The 16,686-nt window shown below is 60.6% G+C and carries 13 protein-coding genes and 1 tRNA gene; 9 read left to right on the top strand and 5 right to left on the bottom strand.

From position 1 onward, the window contains the following. Window positions 1–46 precede the first annotated feature (46 nt). The gene (gene gatB / locus AC1RM7_RS05010) at window positions 47–1,531 is read left to right on the top strand and encodes an Asp-tRNA(Asn)/Glu-tRNA(Gln) amidotransferase subunit GatB (protein WP_006020899.1); all 1,485 of its coding nucleotides are present in this window, start codon (window positions 47–49) and stop codon (window positions 1,529–1,531) included. A 1,474-nt stretch (window positions 1,532–3,005) separates the two neighbouring features. Then, complete coding sequence (locus AC1RM7_RS05005; RefSeq protein WP_024922015.1) at window positions 3,006–3,272, top strand: SEL1-like repeat protein; 267 nt, start codon at window positions 3,006–3,008, stop codon at window positions 3,270–3,272. A 227-nt stretch (window positions 3,273–3,499) separates the two neighbouring features. Here AC1RM7_RS05005 and AC1RM7_RS05000 read toward each other — a convergent pair. Next, window positions 3,500–3,591 (bottom strand) — tRNA-Ser (locus AC1RM7_RS05000). A gap of 689 nt (window positions 3,592–4,280) precedes the next feature. Here AC1RM7_RS05000 and AC1RM7_RS04995 point away from each other — a divergent pair. Beyond that, window positions 4,281–5,828, top strand: a complete 1,548-nt coding sequence (locus tag AC1RM7_RS04995) for a porin (protein WP_024918859.1) — start codon at window positions 4,281–4,283, stop codon at window positions 5,826–5,828. A gap of 294 nt (window positions 5,829–6,122) precedes the next feature. Here the strand turns inward: AC1RM7_RS04995 and AC1RM7_RS04990 are convergent, their stop codons facing one another. Continuing rightward, entirely contained in the window at window positions 6,123–7,007 is an 885-nt protein-coding gene (locus AC1RM7_RS04990; protein WP_024918858.1) for an alpha/beta fold hydrolase, read from the bottom strand. Window positions 7,008–7,147: 140 nt separating this feature from the next. After that, entirely contained in the window at window positions 7,148–9,346 is a 2,199-nt protein-coding gene (locus AC1RM7_RS04985; RefSeq protein WP_024918857.1) for a transglycosylase SLT domain-containing protein, read from the bottom strand. A gap of 242 nt (window positions 9,347–9,588) precedes the next feature. Between AC1RM7_RS04985 and dapA the strand changes: the two genes are divergently transcribed. The 4 genes from dapA to AC1RM7_RS04965 all read left to right on the top strand — a co-directional run bounded on the left by dapA (window position 9,589) and on the right by AC1RM7_RS04965 (window position 12,146). Continuing rightward, window positions 9,589–10,479 (top strand): 4-hydroxy-tetrahydrodipicolinate synthase, encoded by an 891-nt coding sequence (gene dapA / locus AC1RM7_RS04980; protein WP_492838726.1) that lies wholly within the window; start codon window positions 9,589–9,591, stop codon window positions 10,477–10,479. A gap of 24 nt (window positions 10,480–10,503) precedes the next feature. Next, entirely contained in the window at window positions 10,504–10,917 is a 414-nt protein-coding gene (mscL, locus tag AC1RM7_RS04975) for a large conductance mechanosensitive channel protein MscL (protein ID WP_006020891.1), read from the top strand. A 121-nt stretch (window positions 10,918–11,038) separates the two neighbouring features. Continuing rightward, entirely contained in the window at window positions 11,039–11,512 is a 474-nt protein-coding gene (smpB, locus tag AC1RM7_RS04970; RefSeq protein WP_024575150.1) for an SsrA-binding protein SmpB, read from the top strand. A 58-nt stretch (window positions 11,513–11,570) separates the two neighbouring features. Then, window positions 11,571–12,146, top strand: coding sequence for a peroxiredoxin (locus AC1RM7_RS04965; protein ID WP_024918856.1), 576 nt, complete (start codon window positions 11,571–11,573; stop codon window positions 12,144–12,146). On the opposite strand, the gene AC1RM7_RS04960 is transcribed toward AC1RM7_RS04965, so the two are convergent. Next, a complete protein-coding gene (locus AC1RM7_RS04960; RefSeq protein WP_006020888.1) occupies window positions 12,143–12,850 on the bottom strand; it encodes a uracil-DNA glycosylase in 708 nt (235 codons plus the stop codon). The two genes, AC1RM7_RS04965 and AC1RM7_RS04960, sit on opposite strands and share 4 nt — an antisense overlap. Beyond that, window positions 12,831–13,472, bottom strand: a complete 642-nt coding sequence (locus tag AC1RM7_RS04955) for a LabA-like NYN domain-containing protein (RefSeq protein WP_006020887.1) — start codon at window positions 13,470–13,472, stop codon at window positions 12,831–12,833. The genes AC1RM7_RS04960 and AC1RM7_RS04955 overlap by 20 nt, the downstream gene beginning before the upstream one ends. A gap of 347 nt (window positions 13,473–13,819) precedes the next feature. Between AC1RM7_RS04955 and rpoZ the strand changes: the two genes are divergently transcribed. Both rpoZ and AC1RM7_RS04945 read left to right on the top strand, forming a co-directional pair. Next, the gene (gene rpoZ, locus AC1RM7_RS04950) at window positions 13,820–14,212 is read left to right on the top strand and encodes a DNA-directed RNA polymerase subunit omega (protein ID WP_006020886.1); all 393 of its coding nucleotides are present in this window, start codon (window positions 13,820–13,822) and stop codon (window positions 14,210–14,212) included. Between the two features lie 210 nt (window positions 14,213–14,422). Continuing rightward, window positions 14,423–16,672: a RelA/SpoT family protein gene (locus AC1RM7_RS04945; protein WP_034461129.1), complete on the top strand. Its 2,250-nt coding sequence runs from the start codon at window positions 14,423–14,425 to the stop codon at window positions 16,670–16,672. Window positions 16,673–16,686: the final 14 nt, after the last annotated feature.

Below are 16,686 nucleotides of genomic sequence, written 5' to 3'. Positions count from 1 at the left end.
TGATTCGGGGTTTTCTCGCCCGCGCCATCAAGGTAAAAGGCGGCCCATGAACGCACCCGTCAAATCGTCAAAACTCATCAAGGGCGCCACCGGTGACTGGGAAATGGTCATCGGTCTGGAAGTCCATGCCCAGGTGACCTCCAACTCGAAGTTGTTCTCCGGCGCTTCGACCGAATTCGGCGGCGCACCGAACGATCACGTCTCGCTGGTGGACGCGGCGATGCCCGGCATGCTGCCCGTCATCAATGAGGAGTGCGTTGCGCAGGCGGTGCGTACGGGGCTTGGCCTCAAGGCGCAGATCAACCTGAAATCGACCTTCGACCGGAAGAACTACTTCTACCCGGACTTGCCGCAGGGCTACCAGATCAGCCAGTACAAGTCGCCGATCGTCGGCGAGGGTGCGGTGGTCGTCGATCTTCCCGGCGGCGAGAGCGTGACGGTTGGCATCGAGCGGCTGCATCTGGAGCAGGACGCTGGTAAATTGCTGCACGACCAGCATCCGTCCATGTCCTTTGTCGATCTCAACCGTTCAGGCGTTGCCCTGATGGAGATCGTCTCAAAGCCCGACATCCGCTCGGCCGAGGAGGCGCAGGGTTACGTCGCCAAGCTGCGCTCGATCCTGCGCTATCTCGGCACCTGTGACGGCGACATGGAGAAGGGCAACCTGCGCGCGGACGTCAACGTCTCGGTGCGGCGTCCCGGCGAGGGCCTCGGCACCCGCTGCGAGATCAAGAACATGAACTCGATCCGCTTCATCGGGCAGGCGATCCATTACGAAGCCCGCCGCCAGATCGGAATTCTGGAGGACGGCGGCACCATCGACCAAGAGACCCGGCTGTACGATCCGAACAAGGGCGAGACCCGATCGATGCGCTCCAAGGAAGAGGCGCATGACTATCGCTACTTCCCGGACCCCGATCTGCTGCCGCTGGAGTTCACTGCGGACTACGTCGAGGCTTTGAAATCCAAGCTGCCCGAACTGCCGGATGAGAAGCGCGAGCGCTTCATCGCCGAAGTCGGCCTGACACCGTACGATGCCGGCGTTCTGGTCGCCGAGCGCGAGAGTGCGGACTTCTATGAGGCGGTGCTGGCGAGGCTTGCCGACAAGGCGCGCGACGGCAAGCTGGCTGCCAACTGGGTCATCAACGAATTGTTCGGCCGCCTCAACAAGGAAGGGCAGGATATCGCCTCGTCGCCGGTGTCGGCGGAGCAAATGGCCGCGATCATCGCTCTGATCGGAGAAGGAACCATCTCCGGAAAGATAGCGAAGGACCTGTTCGAGATCGTCTGGACCAAGGGCGGCGATCCGAAAGCGCTGGTCGACAGCCTCGGCATGAAGCAGGTGACCGATCTCGGCGCCATCGAGAAGGTGGTGGACGACATCATCGCCGCCAATCCCGACAAGGTGGAGCAGGCGCGCGCCAAACCTCAGCTCATGGGCTGGTTCGTCGGTCAGGTGATGAAGTCATCGGGCGGCAAGGCGAACCCGCAGGCAGTCAACGACCTGCTGAAGGCCAAGCTCGGCATCTGAACATCGTTAATGCGAGTGACATCGTGCGCGCGGCGTCGCTCCCGCGCGCCGTTCCGACGTCTCGTTTTCCGTTTTCGATGTCACGACGAACCCTCGCAACGGTGCCGCAAGACGACGTGAGCGCCTCTCGACGCGGAATCAATTTGCGAATCAGATTCGCAAAAAGGTCGGGAAAAGTTCTCCGGCGCGAGCGATGATCGCGCCAAAACCAAATTTTCCAGAAAATATTTTTGTTGCCAAAATTTACGACTCAGAGTCCGCGAAAGGCGTTTTTCGCGCGCTGCGAAGTTACATGCGGTTTTATTGACGTTATGATGCGTGCTGCTTTGTGATGAAAGAAGCCGCTGCGGCACAGGCATTTCTTTGATGCGCGATGTTTCTTCGCTCGATCGTTTCTTGCCCGCGATGGCGTGCCGTGCGGATGCGTCGCAACGCTTCCGTTTCGTGTTTGCAGCGCGCGCGACGCCTTGTGCGTAAACACTTCCTTAAGCGGGACACTGTTTTTTTGAACGCGTTGGTGTAATCCAGATGAAGTGCATTTCGATTCCCGAGTGCACACAGCGATTAAGCCATCTCACGAACTTAGGAGGGCAACATGGCCAAGAAAGCGAAGAAGGCGAAGAAGGCGAAGTCGGCAGTGAAGAAGACTGCCAAGAAGACCCGCAAGGTCGCCAAGAAGAAGAAGTAAGGCTACGCCTTATGGAATTGCCGGCACATGATGCCGGCACCGTCACAAGAGCCGCCAGACAATCCAGTTCGCGAAAGCGGATTTGAACCGGCGGCTCCGGTCGACGAAAGAGGGTGTCGGCGAGACATCAGGCGAGACGGCCCGGCCAACCGGTCAGGCAGAAGAGTTCAAGAGCTCTTCGTTCGTTGCGGGGGATGACCCCGCAGTTTCCCGGCAAGACTATGCCGGTGAGATCTCAGTCCTGGCGTGTTCACCGACGCCCTCGTTTTTTTTGACCCTGCGTATCTGCCGGTTCGGCGCACGCGGTCGCGGTCATCGAAGTTCTCCGAAACAAATTCTGATTTGAAGCTTCGGCCGGTGAATGTTCGCATTCGCAAGCGGCGGCCCTGACGCGGCGTCTTCGTGGCCAGAGCCCTGCGATCGCCGATTCACGATGGGTGAGGGAGCGCTCGCGGGAGGACAGCTCGTGCAATGGTTATCGCTTCGCCAAATACGAAGGTGAATCGATCTTCACGAATGCCGATAAACCCCTGCAAATAGCCCGTTTCTCGCAATTCGCCGTGCAGCGCCCCGCCGCATCGTTCACGTTCGATTCATCGCGATGCTTAAACTGCGATTCAAATTTTACGGATCATATGGTCCCAACAAGCCGGCAAACGGCGAACGCGTATTCCGCAGAATTGGCAAACCGGTTTTGCGGAATACGCGCCAACAAAAGCAACAGTCGCATCGAACAGAATACTGACAGGAGCCGCGCTCGCCGCGGCGAGGAATCGGGAGAGCCACATGTTTCAGGGAACGATTGATACCGGCAGCGCACTGCCGATCGAAGCCACGGCGAACGGCGACATCCTGTTCGACCTCGGCATGATCTATTCGACCGGCCGCAGCGGCCTCATCGACCTGGTCGCCGCGCACAAATGGTTCAATCTCGCCGCGCTCAAGGGCAGGGTGGATGCCATTTCCCTGCGCCAGGAAATCGCGGGCTTGATGTCGGATGTCGAGATCGCAACTGCCCAGCGTGAAGCTCGGGCATGGATCGCGACGCACTGAGGTGACTCGCTAAGAAGTCCCCCATTTATCGACATTTTCGCGCACGCGTTGCTGTGATTTGTCGCTACGCTCTTGCGATAAGTGATCTGTCACTCGCGCACAGACGTCGCCTTAGAGCCGCGGCTTCGAGGTGTTCCGAAAATTCCGTCGACCCGGCGCGATGTATCTCGCCATTGATGCGGGTTCGCCGGCGGCTCATCTGGTGACGTCGATGATTTGAATGTGGGTGGCGGAGACGGAGGGATTCGAACCCTCGATACCCTTTTCAAGGTATGCTCATTTAGCAAACGAGTGCCTTCAGCCGCTCGGCCACGTCTCCACAGGCTCGATATGCCTTACGCGGTCACGCGCCGCAAGTCGCTGAGGAATTTTCCCCGGTTTGGCCCCAATCAGATCCGTTCGGGCCGCTCCTTTCTCTCACTCTATAATGTCTTCGGTTTTCTCAACGCGGTTCCGAGCCGGCCGAAGGCCGCCAAATACGCTGTGGCAGCCTAAAATGTGAGGGAACACGGATCTCACGGCCGCCCATTTTGCTGGATTTCGCGGGCGACAGAGGCGGGCAGGGCTGACTGTTTTTGTGTCAGCGATTCGACGAGTTCACAGCCTCAAGGGGCGCTAGCGCCGTTTGCGCTGCCACATCCGCGTTCCAGCGGAACATTTTGGGGCAACCGCAAAAATACAACGTTTCCAGCCGCTTACAGATGTTCCATGGGGGATTTTGCGTGCTATTTGTGCAACACCTCCCTAAAAACGGCCGGAACAGCACCGTTTCAAGGCGGTCCTTTGTTGCGTGATTACGACTGTTGGGCAATGGTCATTGAAGCGACGGAGGGGGGCATCCCGAGGTCGTCCCGTTTGGGAGTTTCGCTTAAGTCGCTCGCGTTCAGCGGGAGTGTCCGAAAGCGCGAGGCGACCGGGCGGTTAGCGGGGATCAAGGGAACCTACCATGTGGTGTGACTTACACCACCGGCCTGGAACCTTCCCTAGAGAGCAAAACTTGGAGGTTTTATGAGCACCATTAAGAGCCTTATCCTCGGATCGGCTGCGGTTATCGCAGCATCCGCTGGAGCACAGGCAGCCGATCTTCCCGTCAAGGCGAAAGCCGTTCAGTACGTGAAGATCTGCTCCCTTTACGGCGCCGGTTTCTACTACATCCCCGGCACCGACACCTGCATCAAGCTGGGCGGCTACGTCCAGGCTGACGCCAACATCAACGCCGGCAACTACAACAAGCCAGCGTGGGATGAAACCGCAGGCACCGCTGGTGCTGGCGTGTTCGGTACGGGCAGCCGTAACTCGGACTACTTCACCACCCGTTCGCGCGTTCAGCTGAACATCGACACCCGCACCGCCACCGAATACGGCGTTGTTCGTACCTACTGGTCGAGCAACTTCGAGCATTCGACCGGCTTCGGCCCGTCGTCGGGCAACCTGACGATGGACTACGGCTTCATCCAGTTCGCCGGCTTCACCTTCGGTAAGGCCGCTTCGACCTTCCAGACCCCTTGGGCTTCGGTTGGTGCGAACAACAACACCTCGTTCCTCCTCGGCGGTTCGGACAACCTGACCGGCATCACCAAGGCTGCCTACACCTGGCAGTTCGGTAATGGCCTGTCGGCTGAAGTCTCGGTCGAAGACAACAAGGTCATCACCCGCGCTCCGGTGCTGAACGCAAGCGGCACTCTCGGTGCAGCTCAGGGTGCTGCTGCTATGGCCTATCTTGGCAACGGCACGCTCGCCGCGACCCAGAACGGCACCGGCGGTCAGCACGCTCCTGACTTCGTCGGTAACATCCGCCTCGACCAGGCGGCGTTCACCGCTCAGTTGTCGGGTGCTGTGCACAACGTCTCGGCTAACTACTACTCCACCGCAGGTGGCGCTCTCGGCAACGAGCAGCTCGGTCATCCGGGCGATGCCTGGGGCTGGGCCATCGCTGGCGGTCTGCAGTTGAAGCAGCTTCCGACGGGTCCTGGCGACAAGATCTCGTTGGACTTCACCTACTCGGACGGCGCTCCGAAGTACGTGATCGGCGGCGTTACCGCCAACACCTTCGACAAGTTCAGCGGCGACACCAACTTCGCTGGCAGCTACCAGTCGTTCGCAGCTGTTAACCTGTACGATGGTGTTTACGCCAACGGCGGCGGCATCGAGAAGACCAAGGTTTGGGGCTTCCGCGGTGGTTACGTGCACAACTGGACCCCGAACTGGGAAACCAGCGTGTTCGGCAGCTACACCAAGGTTGACTACAACACCAACGCCTCGGTTGCGATCTGCAACGCTCGCACGGCCGCAGCGGGTGCAGTCAATCAGATCAACGGTTACACCTGTAACCCTGACTTCGCGATCTGGCAGGTTGGCACTCGTACCGCCTGGACTCCTGTCCAGAACCTGACGTTCTCGGGCGAATTCATGTACACCATGATCGACCAGAGCAACACGGGATCGGTCAACGTGACCACCGCGAACACCATCGGCGGCTTCAAGCCAGCCGGCGTGTACGACTACAAGGACCAGGGCATCTACTCCGGCAGCCTCCGCGTTCGCCGCACCTGGTAATAGCAACCGCCTAACGGCGATTGTTACCTGAACTAAAAGAACCCCCGGCAGGAAACTGCCGGGGGTTTTTTGTCGTGCAATCTTCTTTCCCGAACGAGAGGCGATGACTGAGTGCTTGCCAGAACTACCTGTGTCATCCCCGCGAAAGCGGGGACCCATAACCACCCGACGCCGTGAAGGCGGCAGGATCGCTCCAGCATCTCCCACAACCAAGAACTCAGCGCGTATGGGTCCCGGCCTTCGCCGGGCCGGCGCGAGGGTTATGAAAGACTTCTGTTGTGAAGGCGCGGGCCGTTATGCCCCATCACATCGGGCGCAGAACGCGATGATGCGATCCATCGTTGGCTTATCCGCCAGCAGGGGGGCATGACCCTGGTCGGCCACCTTGACCAGATCGATGTCCGGCCGCCGGGTGATCATATCCTGCACCCCCTGAGGTGAAAGCAGGTCCGACAGTTCACCATGGATCAGCATCAGTGGAATGCCGGCGAGTTTGTCGAACAGCTCCCAAACCTGCGGCAACGGACTTGCCGGGTCGAGACCATCCAGCGTGCGCGCGATGTTGAGATCGTAGGTGCGCTCCAGTCCGCCGCCGGCTTTCTCCCGGAACGCGCGGCGCGCCCACGCCATCCAGTCGGCGTCGGTGAGCGAGGGAAACACGCCGCCGAACAGGTCTCTCATGCCGCGCGCGCCTTCATCCCAAGTCGTTACGGGAGGTGGAGAGGCGAGGTACCCCTTGATCTTCATCAGACCGCGGATATCGAGCTCCGGGCCGATATCGTTCAGAATCACGCCGGCCAGCAATTGGGGCTGTGCCGCCGCCAGCGCCATGGAGATCAGGCCGCCACGGGATGTGCCGAGCATGATCGTGCGCGATATCCCCAGCGAGGTCGCCATGGTCAGCACGTCACCCAGTTCGACAGGGACCGAGTACTTGGCGGGGTCCGGATCGTAGTCCGACAGGCCCCGTCCGCGCAGATCGATGGCCACCACCTTGCGTGGTGTCCCGGGATTGGTGGCCAGAGCGATCGCGATCTCATTGAAGTCGTCGGTGGTGCGTGTCAGGCCCGGCACGCAAAACACAGGCAATGCCGCGCTGTTATCGGGGCCGATGACCTTGGCATGGAGTTTCAGCCCGTCGGCTGACTGGCAAAAGACGTCGCGAAATTGTGCGGACATAATGTTCCTTACGAACAGGCGTGATGCAGCCAAGCCACCGGAGGCTGGCGGTCTATTGGGCCGAAAGTTTTCTTGAGATGGGTCACCGGGTCAAGCCCGGTGATGAATCCGGCAGAGAACTGCGGGCAATTACGCCTCAATCATTCCGGCCCCGCGCCGCGGCGCAGGTCCGCCTCGATCAGCAGCTTGCTGCCGCCGCCAAACCGTGCGCGGTAAACCTGCAGGTTCTCCATGATGCGCTGAACGTAATTGCGGGTTTCGGAGAACGGAATCTGCTCGACCCAATCCACTGCGTCCACCTTGGGATCGCGGGGATCGCCGTAACGCTCGATCCATTTGCGCACGCTGCCACGCCCGGCATTGTAGCCGGCGAAGGTCATGATGTAGGAGCCGCGATAATCTTCGATCAAGCCGCCGAGTTCGGCGGCGCCAAACGCCGCATTGTAGGCGGAATCGGTTTTCAGCCTGGCGAGATCGAATGTCGCGCCGTGCCGTTTGGCGACGTATTTGCCGGCTGCCGGCGTGACCTGCATCAGGCCATAAGCCTGCGCTGGTGACACCACAGAGGGATTGAACGCGCTTTCCTGCCGGGCGATGGCGTAAACGATCGCCTTCTCAACCTCAGGCCCGAAATCCTTGTAGGGCGGGATTCCGATCACCGGATAGGCGTAATGGTCAAACGGCATGCCGCGGTTCAACGCAGCCTTGCCGACGAGTAGCATGCCTCGCGCGTCGTTGTGACGCTGGGTCAGTTCGCAAAGCGCGAGCAGGCCGTCCATGTCGGCGCGCTCGCCCATATCGGCGAGGATGGGGATGGCGATCTCGCGCTCATCCAGGGCGTAAAGAAGCTCGACGGCACGAACGACCTCCAGCCGCTCTCCGCCACGCGAACGGCCGGGCACGCCGTTCAGAGCGATCTGCGGCAGCCCAAGCTTCGCGCGGGCGAGCTGGCCGTAATAGCTGGTCGATTGCGCCGCGGCTGATTCATAGGCGTTGCGCGCCTCCTGCGGGCGCCCGGCGGCTTCCGCCGCGCGGCCCTGCCAGTAACCGGCGCGGGCCAGCGCCGTCGGATTGACGCTGCCGACCCCGATGCGCGCAAAATGCTGGGCTGCGAGATTCGGATCGTTGAGGAACCTCAGTGCGATCCAGCCGGCGGTGAATTCCGATTCCGTTTTGTAAATATCGCGCGCGGGCAGCGATGCATCGCGTGCGACAGCATAGGCGAGGCGAGGCTCATTGGTGTCGAGCAGTTTGCGCGCCAGCAGACGCCGTTCGATCCACCACTCGTCTGCATTCACCAGCCGTGCCGGATCGCGGGGCGCTGCCTGCATGGCACGTGCGGCTTCCTGGAATTTGTCCTCGCGCCGCAGCCATTGTGCCTTGCTGAAAAGATACAGCGGGTCGTTGTGCAGGTCGCTTGGTACCGCATCGAGCAGGGCCTTCGCATTCGAGGCCTTTTTGTTGAGGGCGATACGCGCCTTTGCCAGCGCAATATGGCCGCTGCCGAGCCGTCTGGCGGAGCGCAACGCGGCTTCCGCGTTGTCGCCGCTATACAGCAGCATATCCATCCGGATCTTGATGTCGCCGGGAGTCAGCAGCGTGCCGAACCGCTCAAACGCGGTGTCTTCGGTGTCAGACGAGAATGGATCGCCGCGCCACGCTTCGCGCACCAGCCGTTCGGCACTTGCGCGATCGCCGCGGGCCAGCAGCGCGCGGGCGAGCATGAACCGGCCCTTGGCGGAGATCGGCTGTTCGCCATTGAAGAACGCCAGGACGGTGGAATCGTCGCGCTTGTCGTCCCACAAGGCTGCTTCGCCGCGGCGGCGCAGGAACGTCACGCTGGGCCAGCTCGGATTTTCCGCAATGAAGTCGCGATAACGTTCGACAGGCGCACCATTGTCGTCGCTGCGCAGGATCAGCCATTCGGAAAGCTTGCGCGCAACAGGATCGGAGAGCGAAGCCTGAAGCTGCGTGGCATCGGCCGGCTTCCGTTTACGTACGAGTTCAATGATCTGCTCGAGCGTATCCATGTCGGCCTTTGACGTGGACGATGTGCTCGACAGCGCCAGCGCCACCGACGGCTTTCGGGCCGGGGCAGGGCGCGCGGCCAGAGCTTTCGGCGCAGGCGCGGCCGGCGTGGCTGTTGCGGAAGCCGGGGCCTTTTGCTGATCCGGTTTTGCCGGTGCGGTCTGCGGCGCCTGGCGGGAGATCGGCCGGGGCTTCGGCAGCGGAACGGCGGACGCGGCATATGAAACCAGCGCAATCGCGCCAGCGCCGAGGAGTGCAGCACTCCAGCGCAACGGCCGGGCTGATCCCGCAGATGAAGGAGCAAATGGCATCACGGGCGGCCTATGCGGCGAATCATTCAAGACCTTCGCCTTCAGGTGTAGTTCATTGAATATGTGGACAAAACACCAAATGTGTTAGAACAGGCACAATGCCGCAACACCGCGGCAAAATAGCGGCTGATACGGGGCGTTCCTGGCTCCGGGGCGGTCCGTATTGTCCGGGACTTTCATCGCGTTCCCGGACTCGGTATCAATCATTAATCGCAGCGTGCGAAGCGTTCGGAGACAGAGCAATGGCAACCAAGACGAATTTCAGGGGGTCCCTTACCGCCTTGGTTACGCCGTTCAAAAACGGTGCATTGGACGAGGGCGGGCTGCGCGCGCTCGTGAACTGGCAGATCGAGCAGGGATCGCACGGTCTGGTTCCGGTTGGAACCACCGGTGAAAGCCCGACCCTGAGCCACGAAGAGCACAACAAGGTCACCGAGTGGTGCGTCGCGGAGGCGAAGGGGCGCGTTCCGGTTATCGCCGGCGCCGGCTCGAACTCGACGCGGGAAGCTGTGGCTCTGGCGAAGCACGCCGAGAAGGCGGGCGCCGATGCCGTGCTGGTGGTGACGCCCTACTACAACAAGCCGACGCAGGAGGGGATGTATCATCACTTCAAGGCGGTGAACGACGCGATCGGAATTCCGATTATCATCTACAACATTCCGCCGCGTTCGGTCGTCGATCTGTCGGTCGAGACCATGACAAGGCTGTTTGAACTGAAGAACATCGCCGGCGTGAAGGATGCCACCGCCAATCTCGCACGCGTGTCGCAGCAGCGCCACGCCATGGGGCCGGACTTCATCCAGCTCTCGGGTGAGGACATGACCGCGCTCGCCTATATGGCGGCGGGCGGGCACGGCTGCATTTCCGTCGTCGCCAACGTGGCGCCCAAACAGTGCGCCGACCTGATGGTCGCCGTGTTGAAGGGAGACTATGCGGCCGCGCTCAAGATCCAGGACCGGCTGACACCGCTGCACGACGCAATCTTCAAGGAGCCGGGTCTTGCGGGCGCCAAGCATGGCCTCAAGCTGCTGGGCCGCGTGCAGGAAGAGGTGCGCCTGCCGCTGGTGCCGGTGACGCCGCCGACCGGCAAGGTCATTCACGACGCGATGGTGTATGCCGGATTGCTCAACTGACGATCTTGGAAAGGGAATGAGCCGATGCTTGAGGAGTTCAAGAAATTTGCCCTGAAAGGCAATGTCGTCGATCTCGCGGTCGGCGTCATCATCGGCGCGGCGTTCGGAGCCATCGTTAACTCTCTGGTGGCGGACATCATCATGCCGATCATCGGCGCGGTGACCGGCGGGCTCGATTTCTCGAATTACTTCACTGGCCTGTCCAAGTCGGTCACGGCAACCAACCTGGCTGACGCCAAGAAACAGGGCGCGGTGCTGGCATGGGGCAGTTTCCTCACGTTGACGCTGAACTTCATTATCGTCGCATTCGTCCTGTTTCTGGTAATCCGTCTGATGAACCAGTTGAAGGCGAAGCAGGAAGCGGCGCCCGAACCTGCGGCCATGAGCAAGGACCAGCAGCTGCTCACCGAAATCCGCGATCTTCTGAAAGCGAAATAGATCACTATTTGTCACCAGCAGACATTCTGACGGGGCAAGCTCTCAGCGCCGTCAGCCGTACTGAAGGATTGCGTGTTCACGCGAGCCGTATTTTTCGCGTGTATGCGCACCGAGGCACCTGATGGCCGAGAAAAAAGAACCCACGATCAAGGTCATCGCCGAGAACCGCAAGGCGCGGTTCAATTACGCCATCGAGGACACCGTCGAGGCGGGCATCGTGCTGACCGGCACCGAGGTCAAGTCGACGCGTAACGGCAAGACCACGATTGCGGAGTCCTATGCGGATTCCAAGGACGGCGAAATCTGGCTCGTCAACGCCAACATCCCGGAATATCTGCAAGCCAACCGCTTCAACCATGAACCGAAGCGGGACCGCAAGCTGCTGCTGCACAAGAAGCAGATCAACAAGCTGATCGGTGCGATCGAGCGCGAGGGAATGACGCTCATTCCGCTGAAGATGTATTTCAACGAGCACGGCAAGGTGAAGCTTCAACTGGCTCTCGCGAAGGGCAAGAAGCTGCACGATAAACGCGACACCGAGAAGAAGCGTGACTGGGCGCGCGAGAAGGGCCGCTTGCTGAGAGCACGGGGTTAACGCCGAAAGGGCTAATGTTCTCGGATAGCTCAGCTTCCAGGATGCAAAGGATACTGCGATGAATCAGCCGAACTTGATGGATGTGGACTGGAGCAAGATCCCGGCGCCTGTCGACGACGGCGCGGCGAAGCACCTGATCGGCATGAAAATGCCGCCCATTGTGTTGCCGGCCACCGATGGATCATCGGTCAAGCTGGCATCGCTGCCGGGGCGGGTGGTGCTGTTCGCCTATCCGCGCACGGGAGAGCCCGGCAAGATCAGCCTCGTCGATGACTGGGACATGATCCCCGGCGCGCGCGGCTGCACGCCGCAGACGTGTGCCTTCCGCGATCTGTTCAAGGATCTGAAAGATGCGGGCGCCCAGCACGTGTTCGGGGTTTCCACGCAGGACAGTGCCTATCAGCGCGACATGGTCGAGCGGCTGCATGTGCCGTTTCAGGTTCTGTCGGATAGCGATCTTGAGTTGACCCGCGCGCTCAAGCTGCCGTCGATGGACGTCGCCGGACTGACGCTGATCAAGCGGCTTGCGATGATCGTCGACGACGCGACGATCACTCACGTGTTCTATCCGGTGTTTCCGCCGGACCGGAATGCGGGTGATGTGCTGGCCTGGCTGCAGGCCAATCCGCGCTAGCCCAGATAGTTCTGCACGCTGGCAAACACCGCCCTGAACATCTGGGGCGTGAGAACGCCTGTGTTCGTGTTGTAGCGGGAGCAGTGGTAGCTGTCGAACAGCCGAAGAGAGCCAGTCTGATGCTGCGCGCCGTGGGCGAAGGGCGCATCCGCTGCGCGAACGCCGAGCGTCTTCAACGTCGTATCATGTGCCACACGGCCCAGCATGACGACCGCACGCAGGCGCGGCATCTCGTCCAGCGTTGCATTGAAGAATGGGCGGCAGGTCTTGATTTCAGCAGGCAGGGGTTTGTTCTGCGGCGGCACGCAGCGCACCGCATTGGTGATGCGGCAATCCATGAGCGTCAGCCCATCGTCGGGGCGCGCCTCATATGAACCCTGCGCAAAACCGGTATCGAGCAGCGTCGCGTAAAGAAGGTCGCCAGCAAAATCCCCTGTAAAGGGCCGTCCCGTGCGGTTGGCACCCTGAAGACCGGGCGCGAGCCCTACGATCAGAAGCTGTGCGTCGATTGGTCCAAAAGAGTAAACGGGTGCGTTAAACCAATGCGGGTGCTGCGCGCGGTTGGCTTCACGATAGTCTTTCAGGCGGGGGCAGAGCGGGCAATCCGGGCCGGGTTCGTTCGACTGCCCTGAAACAGAAGAGGAAGGGCCGGCGCTGCTGCGCCGGCTCTCCTTGGTTTTCTGCTCAATCGTCGAATTCGTCATCGCCCCTTGGCGCCATTGAGCTGGTCGTCGCCCGCTGCAGGAATTGCGGCGTGTGCTGACGAGGTTCGCGCGGTTCGCGAGGAGCAGGGCGCTCGCTCGGGTCGCGGCCAAGCTTTGCTTGTAGCTGGACCAGATCAGTAAAGACATCCGCCTGGCGGCGCAATTCGTCTGCGATCATCGGGGGCTGGCTGGCGATTGTGGAAACGACCGTCACGCGAACGCCGCGGCGCTGCACGGCCTCGACCAGCGAGCGGAAATCGCCGTCGCCAGAGAACAGCACCATCTGGTCGATGTTTTCAGCGAGCTCCATGGCATCGACGGCAAGTTCGATGTCCATGTTGCCCTTGACCTTGCGGCGTCCGGAGGCGTCGATGAATTCCTTCGTTGCCTTGGTCACGACCGTATAGCCATTATAATCGAGCCAATCGATCAGCGGACGGATCGACGAGTATTCCTGATCCTCGATGATGGCCGTGTAGTAGAATGCCCGAACGAGAGTGCCACGACTCTGAAATTCAAGGAGCAGCCGCTTATAATCTATGTCGAAACCAAGGGTCTTCGCTGTTGCGTAAAGGTTTGCACCGTCAATAAACAGCGCGATCTTGTTCGTGGCAGAAGGCATCAGTTTTTACTCGCATCGTTGTTATCGCATGTATTCTTGGCGCGTATCCATCACCGCGCATTCCCATTCAATTCAGTTGTTATTCGCTAGAAGGTTTAGAGAGGATAAAGGACGCAAATATTCCGCGCGGCTGAAGCAGCGGCGCAGATCGCCGTACACCGTGATGAAGCAATGAAGCGATTTCTTGTCCATGGGACTATTTGACCCTCAGCTATGCTCTGGCGGGGCCCTTCCGGCAACGGCGATTTACGGACCAATCCGAAAAACATGCTTGCGAAAAGGCGCTGGTCGCTATACCTAGCGCGCATAGCGACATATTCTTAGATCCAGACCCGGAGCGGCAGCCGATGGCGCGCGTCACTGTTGAAGATTGTATCGATAAGGTCGACAACCGGTTCGACCTCGTATTGCTGGCCGCACACCGTGCGCGGATGATTTCCTCAGGGTCGCCCCTGACCATCGACCGGGATAATGACAAGAATCCAGTGGTTTCGCTACGTGAAATCGCTGATACGACCATTTCTCCCGAGGATTTGCGGGAAGAACTGGTCCATTCCCTGCAGAAATTCGTCGAAGTGGACGAGCCGGAACCCGATACTGTGCCGCTGATCGGCTCCGCCGGCGCCTCCGTTGACGCCGACGACACCGAAGTGGCCGTCGAGCGCATGACGGAAGAAGAGCTTTTGAAGGGTCTGGAAGGCCTTGCTCCGCCTGAGGAGCAGCCCGAGGAAGACGAATAAGGTCGTCCATCGGACCGGCTTTCCAGCGTTCTTCACTGTTTTTCCCAAAGGCCCGGGCAGATTGTCCGGGCCTTTGCATTTATTGATATTTTTAGTGTCTTCCTTGCGATTATCGGCGAGCGGGCGATATTGTGAATGGCGGTTCCTTTTCGAGGGCCGCCAATAAGGCAGGCAAGCAGAATGGCGATCTGGCGGCGAAATCAGCCCCAAATGCAAGCGGCGACCGAAGCGGCGGCGACGGCCCCGGCTGAGCCCCCGCCGCTGCCGGCCAAAAAGCCCGTCCGGACCAAAATGATGCGCCAGTACGACCTGGTGGACCGGGTCCGCGCCTATAATCCGAACACCGACGAAGACCTGCTCAACCGGGCCTATGTCTACGCCATGATGGCTCATGGCGAGCAGAAGCGCGCCTCGGGCGACCCGTACTTTTCGCATCCTCTTGAGGTCGCCGCGATCCTCACCAACCTGAAGCTGGACGACGCCACAATTGTCGCGGCGCTGCTTCACGACACCATCGAAGATACCGAATCGACCCGCGCCGAGATCGACCAGATGTTCGGCTCCGAAATCGGTGCGCTGGTGGATGGGCTGACCAAGCTGAAGCGGCTCGAACTGGTGTCGCGCGAAGCGAAGCAGGCCGAGAACCTGCGTAAGCTGCTGCTGGCGATCGCCGACGACGTGCGCGTGTTGCTCATCAAGCTCGCTGACCGCTTGCACAACATGCGCACGCTGGAATTCGTGCCGCCGGCGTCGCGGCACAGGATTGCGGAAGAGACCCTCGACATCTATGCGCCGCTCGCCGGCCGCATGGGTATGCAGGAAATGCGCGAGGAGCTGGAAGACCTCGCGTTCAAGGTGATCGATCCCGAGGCGCACGCCGTCGTGGTGCAGCGCCTGGATGCGCTTGAAGAGCGCGACCGCAATCTGATCGGCGAAATTGAAGCCCAGCTTTCCGCCAAGCTCGCCAAGAACGGCGTGAATGCGCACGTGAAGGGGCGGCGCAAGCAGCCGTTCTCGATCTGGATGAAGATGGAGCGCAAATCCGTCGGCTTCGAACAGTTGTCCGACATCTTCGGATTCCGCATCATCGTCAACAGCATCGCGGAAGTCTATCGCACCGTCGGCATCGTGCATACGACGTGGCCGGTGGTGCCCGGACGGTTCAAGGATTACATCTCGACGCCCAAGCAGAATGATTATCGTTCGATCCACACCACGGTGATCGGTCCCGGCAAACAGCGCGTCGAACTGCAAATCCGCACCGAGGAGATGAATCGGGTCAACGAGTACGGTATCGCGGCTCACGCCATCTACAAGGATGGCGTCGGCTCTCCCACCGAGCGGCTCAAGCTGGAGTCGAACGCGTTCGCGTGGCTGCGCCACACCGTCGAGGTTCTGTCGGAAAGCGCCAACCCGGAAGAATTCCTTGAACACACCAAGATGGAGCTATTCCACGATCAGGTGTTCTGCTTCACGCCGAAGGGAAAGCTGATCGCGCTGCCGCGTCATGCCAATGTGATCGACTTCGCCTACGCAGTGCACACCGATGTCGGCAACAGCGCCGTCGGCTGCAAGATCAACGGCAAGTTCGCGCCGCTGTCGTCGGAATTGCAGAACGGCGACGAAGTGGAAGTCCTCACGTCGCAGGCGCAGTCGGCGCCGCCGACGGCATGGGAATCTCTCGCGGTCACCGGCAAAGCCAAGGCCGCGATCCGCCGCGCCACCCGCACCGCCGTGCGCGATCAGTATGCGGGTCTCGGCCGGCGTATTGTCGAGCGCCTGTTTATGCGAGCCAAGATCGTCTACGCCGACGACAAGCTGAAGGGCGCGCTTCCGCGCCTTGCGCGGTCATCCATCGACGACGTGATGGCGGCGGTGGGACGCGGTGAGATGAAGGCGTCGGACGTCGCGCGCGCGATGTATCCTGACTACAAGGAAGAGGCGCGCCTCAGCGGCAAGAAAACCGCGGGCGCCAAGCCCAAACCGTCAGGCGACGCAAAGGCGTCGAATGCAATTCCGATCCGCGGCATCAATAGCGATCTGCCGGTGAAGTTCGCGCCGAACGGCGGCGCCGTGCCGGGCGACCGGATCGTCGGCATCGTGACGCCGGGTGAGGGCATTACGATCTATCCGATCCAGTCGCCCGCACTGAAGGATTTCGAGGAGGAGCCGGAACGATGGCTCGACGTCCGGTGGGACACCGACGAAGCAACGCCGCGGCGCTTTCCGGCGCGGCTGCACGTGCAGAACGTCAACGAGCCGGGCAGTCTTGCGCAAGTCGCGTCGGTGATTGCGGAACATGACGGCAACATCGACAACATCAGCATGAGCCGCCGCTCTCCTGATTTCACAGAGCTCACCATCGATCTTGAGGTCTATGACCTGAAGCATTTGAACGGTATTATCGCTCAGCTTCGCGCCAAGGCGGTCGTCGCCAGCGTCGACCGCATCAACGGCTAACCGCATCACTTCAG

The sequence above is a fragment of the Afipia sp. GW822-FHT03D08 genome (genome assembly GCF_058801645.1).
Note: the sequence above shows the minus strand (reverse complement) of the source record. Positions and strands in the feature narration are given on the sequence as shown.

Bases quoted from the DNA above. Each gene is read 5' to 3' on its own strand.
- gatB (WP_006020899.1), top strand. From the start codon at position 47: ATGAACGCACCCGTCAAATCGTCAAAACTCATCAAGGGCGCCACCGGT.
- AC1RM7_RS04945 (WP_034461129.1), top strand. From the start codon at position 14,423: ATGCAAGCGGCGACCGAAGCGGCGGCGACGGCCCCGGCTGAGCCCCCG.
- AC1RM7_RS04960 (WP_006020888.1), bottom strand. From the start codon at position 12,850: ATGACGAATTCGACGATTGAGCAGAAAACCAAGGAGAGCCGGCGCAGC.
- AC1RM7_RS04990 (WP_024918858.1), bottom strand. From the start codon at position 7,007: ATGTCCGCACAATTTCGCGACGTCTTTTGCCAGTCAGCCGACGGGCTG.
- AC1RM7_RS05005 (WP_024922015.1), top strand. From the start codon at position 3,006: ATGTTTCAGGGAACGATTGATACCGGCAGCGCACTGCCGATCGAAGCC.
- rpoZ (WP_006020886.1), top strand. From the start codon at position 13,820: ATGGCGCGCGTCACTGTTGAAGATTGTATCGATAAGGTCGACAACCGG.
- AC1RM7_RS04955 (WP_006020887.1), bottom strand. From the start codon at position 13,472: ATGCCTTCTGCCACGAACAAGATCGCGCTGTTTATTGACGGTGCAAAC.
- dapA (WP_492838726.1), top strand. From the start codon at position 9,589: ATGGCAACCAAGACGAATTTCAGGGGGTCCCTTACCGCCTTGGTTACG.
- AC1RM7_RS04965 (WP_024918856.1), top strand. From the start codon at position 11,571: ATGAATCAGCCGAACTTGATGGATGTGGACTGGAGCAAGATCCCGGCG.
- mscL (WP_006020891.1), top strand. From the start codon at position 10,504: ATGCTTGAGGAGTTCAAGAAATTTGCCCTGAAAGGCAATGTCGTCGAT.
- smpB (WP_024575150.1), top strand. From the start codon at position 11,039: ATGGCCGAGAAAAAAGAACCCACGATCAAGGTCATCGCCGAGAACCGC.
- AC1RM7_RS04985 (WP_024918857.1), bottom strand. From the start codon at position 9,346: ATGCCATTTGCTCCTTCATCTGCGGGATCAGCCCGGCCGTTGCGCTGG.
- AC1RM7_RS04995 (WP_024918859.1), top strand. From the start codon at position 4,281: ATGAGCACCATTAAGAGCCTTATCCTCGGATCGGCTGCGGTTATCGCA.